Here is a 15006-nt window from a genome sequence, read left to right as displayed (position 1 = left end):
GTCCGCCATACATCAAGAAGCCCGCTCATTTGAGCGGGCTTTTTGTTTTCTGTTTTCACTGAATTCTCGGTGATGCCTGACTAGACTGCAAAGTAACCGGCCCAGCCATCTTTTGCGCGGCGGATGTGTTCTTTGCTTGGCAGCCTGCGTCGCACTGTTGGCTTCGAGCGGTGTCCTAGCTTTATCGCGCAAACGATTGTTCTGGCCAAAATTTTAAGCGATCTGACAGCTTAGGCAGTGTATGATTGCGCCCGTCAGCCCCGCCGGGGCTTGTGGAATCCCACCATGGACTTACCCAGTAGTTACTCCTTAACAAGTTTTATACAGATTGATCTGACCGATTGATTCTCCCGGCGTGCTCCGCTGCTGGGAGTGGAGTTCGCCTATGACTGAAGTAGAAGTAAAGAAAGCTCAAGAGAGCCTGCAGGATCGCCTGGCCCAGGTGGTCGAACTGTTGCAGCGCCAGCGCGTGGTAGAGGACCTGACCCACCGTCAGGAAGGTCATCACCATGACCGGGTGGAAAGCCTCGTCCACCGTCAGAATCTCGTCGAGCTGCAGCGCAAGCTCGATGACCTGCACCCTGCAGACGTCGCCTACATCCTCGAAGCCTTGCCCCTGGAAGACCGCCTGACGGTCTGGCAGCTGGTACGCTCGGATCGCGACGGCGACATCCTCCTCGAAGTATCCGACGCCGTCCGCCAATCGCTGATCGCCGACATGGACGATCACGAAATCCTCGCTGCGGCGAAGGAAATGGACGCCGACGAACTGGCCGACCTGGCGCCTGAGCTGCCGCGTGACGTCGTTCACGAGCTGATGGAAAGCCTCGATGCCCAGCAGCGCGAGCGCGTGCGCTCGGCGTTGAGCTACGACGAGGAGCAGATCGGTGCGCTGATGGACTTCGAGATGGTCACCATCCGCGAAGATGTCAGCCTCGAAGTGGTGCTGCGCTACCTGCGCCGCCTGAAGGAGTTGCCCAACCACACCGACAAGCTGTTCGTGGTCGACTACGACGGCATCCTCAAGGGTGTGCTGCCGATCAAGCGCCTGCTGGTCAACGACCCGGAGAAGAAGGTAGCGGAGGTCATGGCGACCGACCCGGTATCCTTCCACCCCGAGGAAGATGCCTACGACGCGGCTCAGGCTTTCGAGCGTTACGACCTGGTATCGGCGCCGGTGGTAGACAAGAGCGACCGCTTGATCGGCCGCCTGACCATCGATGAAATGGTCGACCTGATTCGTGAGGAGAGCGAAAGCGAAGTCCTCAACATGGCCGGCCTGCGCGAAGAAGAAGACATCTTCGCCTCGGTCTGGCGTTCGCTGCGCAACCGTTGGGCCTGGCTTGCCATCAACCTGATTACCGCCTTTGTGGCATCACGCGTGATCGGCCTGTTCGAGGGCTCGATCGAGAAGCTGGTGGCATTGGCGGCGCTGATGCCGATCGTTGCCGGTATCGGCGGCAACTCCGGTAACCAGACCATCACCATGATCGTTCGCGCCATGGCGCTGGACCAGGTGTCGCCGGGCAATACCAGCCGCCTGATGCGCAAGGAGCTGGCGGTATCGCTGCTCAATGGCCTGATCTGGGGTGGGGTGATCGGTGCGGTGGCGTTCTGGTTGTATGGCAGTTGGTCGCTGGGCCTGGTGATGACTGCGGCGATGACCTTGAACCTGCTGCTGGCAGCCTTCATGGGCGTGTTGATCCCGATGACCCTGACCCGCCTGGGCCGCGACCCGGCGATGGGCTCGAGCGTGATGATCACGGCCGTGACCGACAGTGGCGGCTTCTTCATCTTCCTGGGCCTGGCCACCATCTTCTTGCTGTAACCCCATGGGCGCCGGCTTGCCGGCGACAAGGCCGCGAAAGACCCATAAAAAAAGCCAGCTTGCGCTGGCTTTTTTGTGCTCGCTACACGCCTCAGGAGGCGTCGGCGGCCATTTCCACGTCGTGAGCGATGAGGGCCACCAATGCGTTTTGCTGTCGGTGGGAGAGCTGGCGGAAGCGCTGCAGCAGCTCACGCTCGTGCAGCGACAGCTCAGGGCTGTCCAGGCGCATGCTCAGCTCGTCGCCCAGCGCGCCTTCCTGGATAAGGCTCTGCTCCAGGCGCGCGATGATCTCGGAGTTCATGCTGCGGTGATGGTTGCGCGCTACCTCGGCAATGCGCTCACGCATTCCGTCTGGCAGGCGGACGACGAACTTGTCAGCGGTGCGGCTCGAATAAATAGCCTGTTTCATTGGGCGCATATAAATTGACCGGTTTTTGGTTCAGGGGGAAGCGGTTCTCAAATTGGCCGCACGGGATGGTGGTACGACCGTGGCGACGACAAAATGTTCAACCGTCAGATAAATTTGGTGCTCATCTTGCCTCATGGTCGCCGTTTCCTTGGCGTCAATTCTGTGACAAATAGTGAGCCGGATACAGGCTTTTTGCCAGTACCAATTATCAGAAATGAGTACTGGTTTGAAAAGTTTTACATCATCCGCCCAGCCATCGCGTCAGCCCTTTGCCGTCAAAAACCCGTAAAACGCAGCAAAGGGTAGGGAAAACACCTAAAATGCCCGGGTTTCCTTTCATAGAGCATAGTGGCTATGCAACATGACGCAAGCGTCCAAGGTGAAGCCTCAGGCCGCCTGATATTTCTGATAGGACCCTCCGGTTCAGGGAAAGATTCCCTGATTGATGCAGCGCGTGCGCAGCTGGCTGCGGCGGGGGTGGAAATTGCCCGCCGGGTCATCACCCGCTCTGCCGAAGCCAAGGGTGAAGACGCCCATGGCGTTACCCCCGAGCGCTTCGAAACGCTGCGTGCGGCGGGCGACTTTGCCATGCACTGGCGCGCCAACGGGCTGGACTACGGCATTCCGGCGCAGGTGGACCAGTGGCTGGCGCAAGGGCGCCCGGTACTGGTCAACGGCTCGCGTGCCTATCTGCCCCAGGCGCGCCTGCGCTACCCCGATTTGCTGGCCGTGTGCCTGGTGGTAAAGCCGCAGGTACTGCGTGAGCGCCTGCTCGCCAGAGGGCGAGAAACCCTGCAGGAAATCGACCAGCGCCTGGCGCGCAACGCGGCCATGCAGGTTGATGGCGATGCCCCCGTGCACCTGCTGGACAACTCGGGGGCGCTGGATGCGGCGGTGGCCGCGTTGCTCGCCTTGTTGCGCGCGGAAAAGCTGATCGCGTGAGGGGCGGAAAAAAGCTACGGGCAAAAAGCCCGATTGAGGCTGACAAACGGCAGCGTGCTGGTTAACATGCTTGCCGTCCAGCCGCGCAGCATTCGTTGCCGGTTCTTGTGTCTCAGTAGCTCAATTGGATAGAGCATCCCCCTCCTAAGGGGAAGGTTGGCAGTTCGAACCTGCCCTGGGACGCCATGCATTCAAGCCCTGCGCCACCAACGCCACCATGGCTCACTCAGCAAGCCATGGCGTGATTCGGCCTTCGGCTACTTGCAGTTCCCCGCCTTGCGATACCCCGCCGCCTGCGCCTGCGCTTCACTGTCGAACGCTACCTGGTTCTTCTGCGCCACCTGGCTGTACCCCGGGCAGCCGTTGGCCAGGTGGTACACGTGGCTATTGCGGTTGCCGATGATTGCCCCCTCGGTCACAGCGCTGGCCAGGGTCGGCTGGGGTACAGGTTTGGCTGGCGTTTTCGGGCCTGGAGCGGTGGCTACGTCAAAAGCGCCGGCAGGCTTGTAGCCGAGCGTCCAGGTGCGCTCGCCGCTGACGAACGGGTTGGAGTGCCCCATGATCCGGGCGATGCGCTGGTCACGTTGCTTTTCCCAGGCAGACACCGGGTGCTGCTTGTCCCAGGCCATCAGCAGCTGTTGCTGCTGGCGCGACATGCTCAGCTGGTAGCGGTCGAACATGTAGAACGTGGTGCGCGCCACCAGGCCCTTCACTTCATCGCGCGGTTCTGCGGCTTTCTGCTGGAAATCGACCTTGGTGGTGCACTGGCCGTATTGCGGGGCGACGCCCGAGACCATGCCGTAGTTGAAGTTGCTGCGGTCGCCGTTCACTTCGCCCACGGAAGGGTAGAGATTGAACAAGTCGGCTTCCATGGCGCGGAAGGTGGGGTCGGTGTCGACGCAATGCTCGCGCCCGCCGTTCTGCCAGCACTGGCGTTGGTGGCCGAAGGTCCAGGCCGGCACGATGTGCTCCCACTCGGTGCGTTCGGCGCGGGTCTGCAGCTTGCGGGTCTGGTAACCGCAGGACTTGAGGTCCACGCGGCCACCGGACTTGCCGACCCAGGTCCACTTGCAGCCACAGTACAGGTCGCCCATGGCGCTGCTGGCCTGGTCGAGGTAGACCTTCTGCTTGGCAACGACCTTGGCTTCGGTGAAGGTCGCGGGCGGGGTGGCAAAGGCGCTGGGAATGACGGCGAGGGCGAGGGTTACGACGTACAGCAGTTTCTTCATGAGACAACATCATTGGAGGGGTGGGCGCGGGATTATACGGGGAGCCGAGGATGTGGGAAGAAATGTCCTGCAGGCTTCACGCAACGCGCCTACAACGGGGCAGCCAGCCTTGCACTGGCCACCCCATGCGCTCAGGCCTGGCTGGCCTGCAGCGCTTGTTCGCGCTCGTCGATGCCTTGCGCTGGCGCAAGGTCGGTGCCCTGGCGCGCGTGCTCGGCATGCAGCGCCTGCAGCTCCAGCTTGGCCTGGGTCTTCAGCTCGACGTCCTCTTTCATGCGCTGGGCAACCTGCTGGTCGACCTTCATCTGCTGCTCCGGCGGCAAGGCGTCATACTCATCGGCGGTCATGCCCAGCTCCTGAAGGATCTTTTCCTTGATCTTCTCCTCCGGCGACTTGGCCATGTAGTCGCGGAAGTCCTGCACCGCCGTGCGGGTTTCCTGGGTACTGGTGCCTGCCTGCTGGCGGGCGGCAAGGTCAGGGTTCTGCAGCATGACCTTGAGCTTGGCAAAGGCTTCGGCGCGGGCATCGTCAGCCTCTTGCTGCGCGGTGCTGCCTTGGCCCTGCTGCTGCGCAGACGCGTTGCTGGCGGCCAGCGGCGCGCGGAACGCCACGCCTTCGGGCTGAGCCTGTTGCGGGTCGATGCGCTGCTGGTGCTGCACGGTGGCCCAGCCCAGGCCATTGAGGGTGATTGCCATGTTCTCCTCCTTGGATGGTACGAAACCCGGTGAGAGGGGCAAAACCCATGCCAGGCACTTTGGGCCAGGAAAGTAGGGCAGTGCATTCATTCTGATGGCAAACTGCTCGGAATATCCTTGCCTGCCAGGGGCACAAGCTTGCCGCCTGCGGCAAACATGAGCGCCGCTTGATCGCAGTGCAGCAGTGGGACATCAGGGAGAGCGTCCATGAGTGAGCAGTCAAGGCCGACACCCGCCGGTTTCAGCGAACAGCAGTTGCACACGCTGTTCGAGTTGATCAGCGATGGCGTCTGGGACTGGCATGTCAACACCGGCTATGTCTATCGCAGCCCTGGCTGGTACGCCATGCTCGGCTATGCCAGCCATTCCATGGCCAATACCTTGCTGACCTGGGAGAGCGTGATCCACCCCGAGGATTATCCACGGGTGATGGCGAGCTTCGAGGCCTACATCCAGCGGCGCAACGAGCGCTACCTCATCGAATACCGCTGCCTGTGCCAGGACGGCAGCTACCTGTGGATCGAGGACACAGGCTCTGTCATCGAACGCAACCAGGACGGCTCGGTGGCACGCATTCTCGGGGCGCACCGCAATATCGACGCCAGCAAGCGCCTGCTGGCCGAGCTGCAGCAGAAGAACCTGTCGCTGGAAACCCTGGTCGCCGAACATACCCGCGAGCTGTCGTGGGTCAACCAGCAGCTGCAACGCCAGCTCGACGAGAACCGTGAACTGGCAGAGCGTGACGCGCTGACCGGCATCGCCAACCGCTACAGCCTCGAGAAGATGCTGCACAAGGCGTGCGAGCGCGCCCAGCGTTTTCACCAGTTGCTCGCTGTGATTGTCATGGATGTTGATGATTTCAAGGCGATCAATGATCGCCATGGTCATGTGCGTGGCGATGCGGCGTTGGTGCAGATCGTCGAAGCGCTGCGTGGCTGCCTGCGCGAACACGATTTGCTGGCCCGTTGGGGCGGTGACGCGTTCGTCGTCGTCTTGCCGCTGGCCTCGTTGCGTGAAGCCCTCGAGAGTGCGGCCAGGCTGCGATGTGCGATAGCGCGCGTCGAGCCGGTGGGGGAGGATGCGCTGACCTTGAGTTATGGGGTAGTGAAGTGGCGGGCGGGAGAGACCCCGCGTGAGCTATTGGCGCGGGCGGATGGCGCGTTGTTCCGGGCCAAGGGCGCTGGCAAGAACGCCATCTGCGAATAAAAAAATGCCCGCGGTGCCTGGGCAGGCGCCGCGGGCCAAATCGGCCACAGCCGCTTCAGTGTCAGATATGCAGGGCGTGCCCCAGCGCGCGCAATGCCGCTTCCTGTACTGCCTCACCCAAGGTCGGGTGGGCGTGGATGGTGCCGGCCACATCCTCCAGCCGCGCGCCCATCTCCAGGGACTGGGCAAAGGCCGTGGACAACTCCGAAACCGCCACACCCACCGCCTGCCAGCCCACGATCAGGTGGTTGTCGCGCCGCGCCACCACCCTGACGAAACCGCTTTTCGCTTCCAGGCTCATCGCCCGGCCATTGGCGGCAAACGGGAACTGCGCGACGATGCAGTCCAGGCCTTGCTGGCTGGCCTGTTCGGGCGTCTGGCCGACCACCACCACCTCGGGGTCGGTGAAGCACACCGCGGCAATGGCAGCCGGCTCGAAGCGTCGCGCCTTGCCGGCGATGATTTCTGCCACCATCTCGCCTTGCGCCATGGCCCGGTGGGCCAGCATCGGCTCGCCGGCCACGTCGCCGATGGCCCAGACATTGCGCATGCTGGTCTGGCAATGCGGGTCGATGGCAATCGCGGCGCCATTCATCTTCAGGTCCAGGCACTCAAGGTTGAAGCCCTGGGTGCGCGGTCGGCGGCCCACGGCCACCAGCACCTGGTCGGCCTCCAGGCGCAACTGCGCGCCCTGGCCATCGCGGGCCAGCAGGCAGCCGTCGCTGTAACCTTCCACGCTGTGCCCCAGGTGCAGGGCGATGCCCAGCTTCTTCAAGGCATCCATCACCGGCGCGGTGAGCTCGCTGTCATAGCTGGGCAGGATGCGCTCGCGCGCTTCCACCACGCTGACTTCGGCGCCCAGCTTGCGGTAGGCGATGCCCAGCTCCAGGCCGATGTAGCCGCCGCCCACCACCACCAGGTGCTTGGGCAAGGCTTTGGGCGCCAGGGCTTCGGTGGAGGAGATGACCGGCCCGCCCAGCGGCAGCATGGGCAGCTCGACGCTGTTCGAGCCGGTGGCCAGCAGCAGGTGCTCGCACTGGATACGCTGGCCGTCTACCTCCACGTGCTTGCCGTCGAGGATCTTCGCCCAACCGTGGATCACCTTGACCCCATGCTTTTTCAAGAGGGCCGCAACGCCTGTGGTCAGGCGGTCGACGATGCCGTCCTTCCAGGCCACGCTGCGGCTGATGTCCAGGCGCGGCGACGATACGCTGATGCCCAGTTCGGATGCGCCGCTGTAGCGTGAAGTCTGGTGGAACTGCTCGGCCACATGGATCAGCGCCTTGGACGGGATGCAGCCGACGTTCAGGCAGGTGCCGCCCAGGGCCTGGCCCTCGACCAGCACGGTGGGGATGCCCAGCTGCCCGGCGCGGATGGCGGCCACGTAGCCGCCGGGGCCGCCACCGATGATCAGCAGGGTGGTGTCGATAGTCTGGGGCATGCTCACTCCACGAACAGGCAGGCAGGTTGCTCAAGCAGGCCGCGCACGGCCTGGATGAACAGCGCGGCATCCATGCCATCGACCACCCGGTGGTCGAACGAGCTGGACAGGTTCATCATCTTGCGGATCACGATCTGGCCATCGATCACCATCGGCCGCTCGACCATGCGGTTGACGCCGACGATCGCCACCTCCGGGGTGTTGACCACCGGGGTGCTGACGATGCCACCCAGTGCGCCGAGGCTGGTCAGGGTGATGGTCGAGCCGGACAGCTCTTCGCGGCTGGCCTTGTTGTTGCGCGCGGCGTTGGCCAGGCGGGCGATCTCGCTGGCGTTGCCCCACAGGCTGCCGGCTTCGGCATGGCGCAGCACCGGCACCATCAGGCCGTTGTCACCTTGGGTGGCGATGCCCACATGCACCGCGCCGTGGCGGGTGATGACCTGGGCTTCGTCGTCGTAGGTGGCGTTGATCTGCGGGAAGTCGCGCAGGGCCACGACCAGGGCGCGCACCAAAAACGGCAGCAGGGTCAGCTTGCCGCGGCTGTCGCCGTGCTTGCTGTTGAGCTGCTGGCGCAAAGCTTCCAGGGCGGTGACGTCGATTTCCTCGACGTAGCTGAAGTGTGCCACGCGGCGTTTGGCATCCTGCATGCGCTGGGCGATCTTGCGGCGCAGGCCGATCACCTGCACCTGCTCGCTGTCGGTACGCTTGGCATAGCCGCTCGGCGCCTGGCCCGCAGGGCTCTGCGGCTTGCTGATGAAGGCGTCGAGGTCTTCGTGCAGGATGCGCCCGGCCGGGCCGCTGCCATGCACGTAGCGCAGTTCGATGCCGGCATCCAGCGCGCGCTTGCGCACGGCGGGGGAGGCCAGCGGTTTTTCGTCGGCCTGGCGCGGCACGATCGGCGCGGCGCTGTAGGTGGCCGGGGCTGGCTGGCTGGCCAGCGGTTGCGCTTCGACGCGCGGTTGTTCCTTGGCGACCACCGGGGCAGCCTGGGCCTCCACCGGCTTGGCCTGCGGCACATCCACGTGGTTGCCGCTGCCTTCGACCTCGATGCGGATCAGCTCGCTGCCGACCGCCATCACTTCACCGGGCTGGCCACCCAGGGCCAGCACCTTGCCACTGACCGGCGAGGGGATTTCCACGGTGGCCTTGTCGGTCATGACATCGGCCACCACCTGGTCCTCGGCGATCACATCGCCGACCTTGACGAACCATTCCACCAGCTCGACCTGCGCGATGCCTTCGCCAATGTCCGGCATCTTGATGACGTGCGTGCCCATTCAGACCTCCATGACCCGTTTCAATGCCGCACCTACCCGCGAAGGGCCTGGGAAATACGCCCATTCCTGTGCGTGCGGGTAAGGGGTGTCCCAGCCGGTGACGCGCTCGATCGGCGCTTCGAGGTGATGGAAGCAATGCTCCTGCACCAGCGACACCAGTTCGGCACCGAAGCCGCAGGTGCGCGTGGCTTCATGCACCACCACGCAGCGGCCGGTCTTCTTCACCGAGGCGACGATGGTTTCCAGGTCCAGCGGCCATAGGCTGCGCAGGTCGATGACTTCGGCGTCGACGCCGGTTTCCTCGGCAGCCACCTGGGCCACGTAGACCGTGGTGCCGTAGGTCAGCACGGTGACATCGTTGCCGGGGCGGGTGATCGCCGCCTTGTCCAGCGGCACCGTGTAGTAGCCGTCCGGCACCGCGCTTTGCGGGTGCTTGGACCACGGCGTCACCGGGCGGTCGTGGTGGCCGTCGAACGGGCCGTTGTACAGGCGCTTGGGCTCGAGGAAGATCACCGGGTCGTCGCATTCGATCGAGGCGATCAACAGGCCCTTGGCGTCATACGGGTTGGACGGCATCACCGTGCGCAGGCCGCACACCTGGGTGAACATCGCCTCGGGGCTCTGGCTGTGGGTCTGGCCGCCATAGATGCCGCCGCCGCAGGGCATGCGCAGGGTCAGCGGGGAGATGAACTCGCCGGCCGAGCGATAGCGCAGGCGCGCCATTTCCGAGACGATCTGGTCGGAGGCCGGGTAGAAGTAGTCGGCGAACTGGATTTCCACCACCGGCCGCAGGCCGTAGGCGCCCATGCCCACGGCAGTGCCGACGATGCCGCTCTCGGAGATCGGCGCGTCGAACACGCGCGACTTGCCGTACTTGTTCTGCAGGCCTTCGGTGCAGCGGAACACGCCGCCGAAGTAGCCGACGTCCTGGCCGTAGATCACCACGTCGTCGTCGCGCTCGAGCATGACATCCATGGCCGAGCGCAGGGCCTGGATCATGGTCATGGTGGTGGTGGCCATGGCGGTTTCCGGTTTGATGCTGTTGTTGTGGTCGTTCATCTCAAACCCCCAGTTCCTGGCGCTGACGGCGCAGGTGGTCGGGCATCTCCTTGTACACGTCCTCGAACATCGAGGCCGCGCTCGGGATGTGGCCGTTGGCCAAGGTGCCGTACTGTTCGGCCTCCTTCTGCGCGGCGATGACCGCGGCCTCGAACTCGGCGGTGACCGCCTGGTGTTCTTCCTCGGACCACTGGCCGATGTTGATCAGGTGCTGCTTCAGGCGAACGATCGGGTCGCCCAGCGGGAAGTGGCTCCAGTCATCGGCAGGGCGGTACTTGGAGGGGTCGTCGGAAGTCGAGTGCGGGCCTGCGCGGTAGGTGACCCATTCGATCAGGCACGGGCCCAGGCCACGGCGGGCGCGTTCTGCGGCCCAGCGCGAGGCGGCGTACACGGCGACGAAATCGTTGCCGTCCACGCGCAGGGAGGCGATGCCGCAGCCTACGCCACGGGCGGCGAAGGTGGTCGACTCACCGCCGGCGATGGCCTGGAAGGTGGAGATCGCCCACTGGTTGTTGACCACGTTGAGGATCACCGGGGCGCGGTACACGTGGGCGAAGGTCAGGGCGGTGTGGAAGTCGGATTCGGCGGTGGCGCCGTCACCGATCCAGGCCGAGGCGATCTTGGTATCGCCCTTGATCGCCGAGGCCATGGCCCAGCCGACCGCCTGCACGAACTGCGTCGCCAGGTTGCCGCTGATGGTGAAGAAGCCGGCCTCGCGCACCGAATACATGATCGGCAGCTGGCGGCCCTTGAGCGGGTCGCGCTCGTTGGACAGCAGCTGGCAGATCATCTCCACCAGCGACACGTCGCGGGCCATCAGGATGCTCTGCTGGCGGTAGGTGGGGAAGCACATGTCGGTGCGGTTCAGGGCCAGGGCCTGGGCGCTGCCGATGGCTTCCTCGCCCAGGCTCTGCATGTAGAAGGACATTTTCTTCTGGCGCTGGGCAACCACCATGCGGCTGTCGAAGATGCGCGTCTTGAGCATGGCGCGCATGCCTTGGCGCAGGATCTCGGGGTCGATGCCCTCGGCCCAGGGGCCCAGGGCATTGCCGTGCTCGTCGAGCACGCGGACCAGGCTGGAAGACAGGTCGGCGGTGTCGGCGGCATCGACATCGATCGGGGGCTTGCGAACTTGACCGGCATCGTTCAGACGCAGGTAGGAGAAATCGGTCTGGCAGCCTGGCCGGCCGGTGGGCTCGGGCACATGCAAACGCAGGGGGGCGTACTCGTTCATGCTTTTTACGCTCGCTCGGGTGTTGTTTTTGTGAGCTCTGAAGCGGTCGCCGCTGAGTACCGGCTTGTGACTGGCAGGTCAGCGTCAATTACATAGTAGAGACAGCCCGGGAGAATTTTTCTCTCAAGTTGATTGCCTTTGCGAAGCAGTGCAGATAAATATTCTGCATAAACATAAGAAACCGGTGATTTTGTCTCATGCGCAAACTCGATCGTACCGATATCGGCATTCTCAACAGCCTGCAGGACAACGCTCGCATCACCAACGCGGAGCTGGCGCGTTCGGTGAACCTCTCGCCCACACCGTGCTTCAACCGGGTCAAGGCCATGGAGGAACTGGGCGTGATTCGCCAGCAGGTGACCCTGCTGTCGCCGGAAGTGCTGGGCCTGGATGTCAATGTGTTCATCCATGTCAGCCTGGAGAAACAGGTGGAGCAGGCGCTGCATCGCTTCGAGGAAGAGATCGCCGAGCGGCCCGAGGTGATGGAGTGCTACCTGATGACGGGAGACCCGGATTACCTGCTGCGGGTGCTGTTGCCGAGCATCCAGGCGCTGGAGCGGTTTCTCGACTACCTGACGCGCTTGCCGGGGGTGGCCAACATCCGCTCCAGCTTTGCCCTCAAGCAGGTGCGCTACAAGACGGCGCTGCCGCTGCCCGCCAATGGCATGACCTTGCGCGAATAGGGCCAACGCAGGGCGCTTGATATTTTAAACACCGCCAGCCTATGTTGTTGCCAGCCTATAACAACAAGGACAAGCGTCATGACCACCGCCGCCCAACGCCCCCTCGCCGAACGCCTGCAGGGCATCGACCAGATCGAATGCATCACCCCCGACCTCAATGGCGTGCCCCGTGGCAAGGTGATGACCGCCGAGGGTTTTGCCGAAGGCCGGCGCCTGCAGATGGCCCGTGGCGTTTTGCTGCAATGCATCATGGGCGGCTACCCGCCGGCACGCTTCTACGGCAGTGACGATGGCGACCTGGCGCTGGTGGCCGAGCCCACGCAGGTCCACCGCCTGCCCTGGAGCGAAGAGGGCCTGGCCCTGGCCATCTGCGATGCCGTCGAGCTGGATGGCCGCTCCTCGGCCTTGTCCACCCGCGGCCAGCTCAAGGCGGTGATCGCCCGCTACGCCGCCCTTGGCCTGGCACCGGTGGTGGCGACCGAGCTCGAGTTCTTCGTCTTCGCCCCCAACAGCGACCCGCAGCAGCCCTTTCAGCCGCCTTTGGGCAAGGACGGGCGCCGCGAGCTCGGCCATTCGGCCTTCAGCGTCAGCTCCAACAACGGCCTGCGACCGTTCTTCCAGGAGGTGTACCAGTGCATGGCGGCGCTGGGCCTGCCGCGCGATACCTTCATGCACGAGATGGGCGTCAGCCAGTTCGAGATCAACCTGCTGCACGGCGACCCATTGCTGCTGGCCGACCAGACGTTCCTGTTCAAGCACCTGCTCAAGGAAGTGGCGCTCAAGCACGGCCTGATCGTGGTGTGCATGGCCAAGCCGCTGGCGCACACGCCTGGCAGCTCCATGCACATCCACCAGAGCCTGGTCGAGATTGCCAGCGGGCGTAACGTGTTCAGTGACGAGCAAGGCCAGCCGACCGATATCTTCCACCACTTCATCGGTGGCCTGCAGGCCTGCATGGCCGACTTCACCGCGCTGTTCGCACCCAACGTCAACTCCTACCAGCGCCTGTGCCGCCCCTATGCCTCGCCGAACAACGCCTGCTGGTCGCACGACAACCGTGCCGCCGGCCTGCGTATCCCGGCCAGCGCCCCCGTGGCGCGGCGCGTGGAAAACCGCCTGCCCGGCGCCGACGCCAACCCCTACCTGGCCATTGCCGCCAGCCTTGCCGCCGGCCTGCACGGCATCGAGCAGCGGCTGCAGCCGGCACCGGCCATCCAGGGTGAGTTTGAAGTGCCGCCGGCCTTGAGCCTGCCGTGCACGCTGCACGCGGCGCTGGAGCGCCTGAAGGCCAGCAGCCTGGCGCGGGAACTGTTCGGCAGCGAGTTCATCGAAGGTTACGTTGCCAGCAAGACCCTGGAGCTGACCGACTTCTTCGACGAGATCACGCCGTGGGAGCGGCGGGTTCTGGCGGCGCAGGCCTGATCGCGACACAACCACCACTGGATGCGCCGCAGGCCAAGTATTTCGTTCAAGGGGGCCTGCGCCGCGGCGCATTTGCTTTTATGCTTGCCAAGGCCAACGCCACCTGACCAGGGAGCCCGAGGGGACGTATGCGAAACATCTGGAAGCCCTTTCAGTCGCTGTATTTCGCTGCCTTGATGATGCTGATCGGCTCGGGCCTGCTCAGTACCTACCTGGCCCTGCGCCTGGCGGCCGATCACGTCGACAGCCTGTGGGTCGGCGCCTTGATGGCAGCCAACTACTTTGGCCTGGCCGTGGGCGGCAAGGTCGGCCACCGCCTGATCGGCCGGGTCGGGCACATCCGCGCCTATGCCACCTGCGCCGGTATCGTCGGCGCGGCGGTGCTCGGCCATGGCCTGACCAGCTGGCTGCCAGCCTGGGTCGGGCTGCGGATGATCGTGGGCCTGGGGATGATGTGCCAGTACATGGTCATCGAAAGCTGGCTCAACGAGCAGGCCGACGCCAAGCACCGCGGCGCGGTGTTCAGCGGCTACATGATCGCCTCCTACCTGGGGCTGGTGCTTGGCCAGCTGATCCTGGTAGTGCACCCAGAGCTTGGCCCGGAGCTGCTGATGCTGGTTGCCATGTGCTTCGCCCTGTGCCTGGTGCCGGTGGCGATGACCCGGCGCATTCACCCGGCGCCCTTGCGCCCGGCGCCGATGGAGCCGAAGTTCTTCATCAAGCGGGTGCCGCAGTCGCTGAGCACGGTGCTGGGCTCGGGGTTGATCGTCGGCTCGTTCTACGGCCTGGCGCCGCTGTATGCCTCGAGCCAAGGGCTGTCTACCGAGCAGATCGGTCTGTTCATGGGCTGTTGTATCTTCGCCGGGCTGGTGGTGCAGTGGCCGCTGGGCTGGTTGTCCGACCGTTACGACCGGGCGGTGCTGATCCGCAGCGTGGCGGTGGGGCTGGCACTGGCTGCGGCGCCGCTGGCGATCCTGCCCAGCGTGCCGCTGGAGTTGCTGTTTGGCGTCGGCTTCGTGATTTCTTTGCTGCAGTTCTGCCTGTACCCATTGGCGGTGGCGTTTTCCAATGACCATGTGGAGAGCGAGCGGCGGGTTTCGCTGACGGCCATGCTGCTGGTCACCTATGGCGTGGGGGCGTGCATCGGGCCGCTGGCGGCGGGGGTGCTGATGAAGGTGCTGGGCCCTCAGATGCTCTATGCCTTCTTCGTGTTCTTCGCGTTGGTGCTGGTGTGGCGCATTCGGCCGAAAGCGGTTACCGGCCTGCACCAGGTGCAGGATGCGCCGCTGGGGCACGTGGCGATGCCGGCGGCGGGTTCGCCCTTGTCGGCCGCGCTCGACCCACGGGTGGATGAGCAGACCGTGCAGGATGTGATGCAGGCGCCGGTGGCGGCCGAGGATACCGAGGTGGAAGAGAAGGCTGAGCCTGCTGAAACAGCGCAGTCGGGAGAAGTCAGCAAATCGGTTTGAGTTTGTGTGTGCCTGTGCCGGCCTCTTCGCGGGGCAAGCCCGCTTGTGTCTGCATGAGGGGATAAGATCTAGAGTGAGAGCGGTGAATGGCAAGCTGTTAGCCCGAGGTGCC

General features: G+C 64.2%; 13 protein-coding genes and 1 tRNA gene. 7 read left to right on the top strand and 7 right to left on the bottom strand.

Annotated elements, in window-relative coordinates; genetic code table 11:
• Positions 1-385 precede the first annotated feature (385 nt).
• Positions 386-1828 carry a magnesium transporter gene (gene mgtE, locus ACIPG5_RS05905; RefSeq protein WP_176515773.1) on the top strand — a complete coding sequence of 481 codons (1443 nt, stop codon included), beginning with the start codon at positions 386-388 and terminating at the stop codon, positions 1826-1828.
• 91 nt (positions 1829-1919) lie between these two features.
• Here mgtE and ACIPG5_RS05900 read toward each other — a convergent pair whose 3' ends face one another.
• A complete protein-coding gene (locus tag ACIPG5_RS05900) occupies positions 1920-2246 on the bottom strand; it encodes an Arc family DNA-binding protein (RefSeq protein WP_003254499.1) in 327 nt (108 codons plus the stop codon).
• A 345-nt stretch (positions 2247-2591) separates the two neighbouring features.
• Between ACIPG5_RS05900 and phnN the strand changes: the two genes are divergently transcribed.
• Both phnN and ACIPG5_RS05890 read left to right on the top strand, forming a co-directional pair.
• A complete protein-coding gene (gene phnN, locus ACIPG5_RS05895) occupies positions 2592-3179 on the top strand; it encodes a phosphonate metabolism protein/1,5-bisphosphokinase (PRPP-forming) PhnN (protein WP_401373781.1) in 588 nt (195 codons plus the stop codon).
• Between the two features lie 109 nt (positions 3180-3288).
• Positions 3289-3365: transfer RNA gene (locus ACIPG5_RS05890), tRNA-Arg, on the top strand.
• A 71-nt stretch (positions 3366-3436) separates the two neighbouring features.
• Here the strand turns inward: ACIPG5_RS05890 and ACIPG5_RS05885 are convergent.
• A complete protein-coding gene (locus ACIPG5_RS05885) occupies positions 3437-4408 on the bottom strand; it encodes an endonuclease (protein WP_401373779.1) in 972 nt (323 codons plus the stop codon).
• A gap of 131 nt (positions 4409-4539) precedes the next feature.
• Positions 4540-5103 (bottom strand): hypothetical protein, encoded by a 564-nt coding sequence (locus ACIPG5_RS05880; protein WP_401373777.1) that lies wholly within the window; start codon positions 5101-5103, stop codon positions 4540-4542.
• Positions 5104-5310: 207 nt separating this feature from the next.
• On the opposite strand from ACIPG5_RS05880, the gene ACIPG5_RS05875 reads away from it, so the two are divergent.
• The gene (locus ACIPG5_RS05875; protein WP_401373775.1) at positions 5311-6309 is read left to right on the top strand and encodes a diguanylate cyclase domain-containing protein; all 999 of its coding nucleotides are present in this window, start codon (positions 5311-5313) and stop codon (positions 6307-6309) included.
• 61 nt (positions 6310-6370) lie between these two features.
• On the opposite strand, the gene lpdA is transcribed toward ACIPG5_RS05875, so the two are convergent.
• From lpdA to ACIPG5_RS05855, 4 genes are read right to left on the bottom strand one after another with little or no spacing between them, the layout of a single operon-like run.
• Entirely contained in the window at positions 6371-7750 is a 1380-nt protein-coding gene (gene lpdA, locus ACIPG5_RS05870) for a dihydrolipoyl dehydrogenase (RefSeq protein ID WP_401373773.1), read from the bottom strand.
• Between the two features lie 2 nt (positions 7751-7752).
• Positions 7753-9027, bottom strand: a complete 1275-nt coding sequence (locus ACIPG5_RS05865) for a dihydrolipoamide acetyltransferase family protein (protein ID WP_236236385.1) — start codon at positions 9025-9027, stop codon at positions 7753-7755.
• Positions 9028-10086, bottom strand: a complete 1059-nt coding sequence (locus tag ACIPG5_RS05860) for an alpha-ketoacid dehydrogenase subunit beta (RefSeq protein ID WP_176515786.1) — start codon at positions 10084-10086, stop codon at positions 9028-9030.
• A 1-nt stretch (position 10087) separates the two neighbouring features.
• Entirely contained in the window at positions 10088-11320 is a 1233-nt protein-coding gene (locus ACIPG5_RS05855; protein WP_176515788.1) for a 3-methyl-2-oxobutanoate dehydrogenase (2-methylpropanoyl-transferring) subunit alpha, read from the bottom strand.
• 197 nt (positions 11321-11517) lie between these two features.
• Here ACIPG5_RS05855 and bkdR point away from each other — a divergent pair, with 197 nt between their 5' ends.
• The 3 genes from bkdR to ACIPG5_RS05840 all read left to right on the top strand — a co-directional run bounded on the left by bkdR (position 11518) and on the right by ACIPG5_RS05840 (position 14894).
• On the top strand, positions 11518-12003 hold the full coding sequence (gene bkdR / locus ACIPG5_RS05850; protein WP_008098689.1) for a Bkd operon transcriptional regulator BkdR: 486 nt from the start codon (positions 11518-11520) through the stop codon (positions 12001-12003).
• Between the two features lie 180 nt (positions 12004-12183).
• Positions 12184-13425, top strand: a complete 1242-nt coding sequence (locus ACIPG5_RS05845) for a glutamine synthetase family protein (protein ID WP_401374211.1) — start codon at positions 12184-12186, stop codon at positions 13423-13425.
• A gap of 128 nt (positions 13426-13553) precedes the next feature.
• Complete coding sequence (locus ACIPG5_RS05840; RefSeq protein ID WP_401373770.1) at positions 13554-14894, top strand: MFS transporter; 1341 nt, start codon at positions 13554-13556, stop codon at positions 14892-14894.
• Positions 14895-15006 lie beyond the last annotated feature (112 nt).

The sequence above is a fragment of the Pseudomonas sp. NPDC087029 genome, from assembly GCF_044745345.1.
GTDB lineage: Bacteria > Pseudomonadota > Gammaproteobacteria > Pseudomonadales > Pseudomonadaceae > Aquipseudomonas > Aquipseudomonas faucium.
The sequence above is the reverse complement of the archived record's forward strand: the minus strand, read 5'-3'. Positions and strand labels throughout refer to the sequence as shown.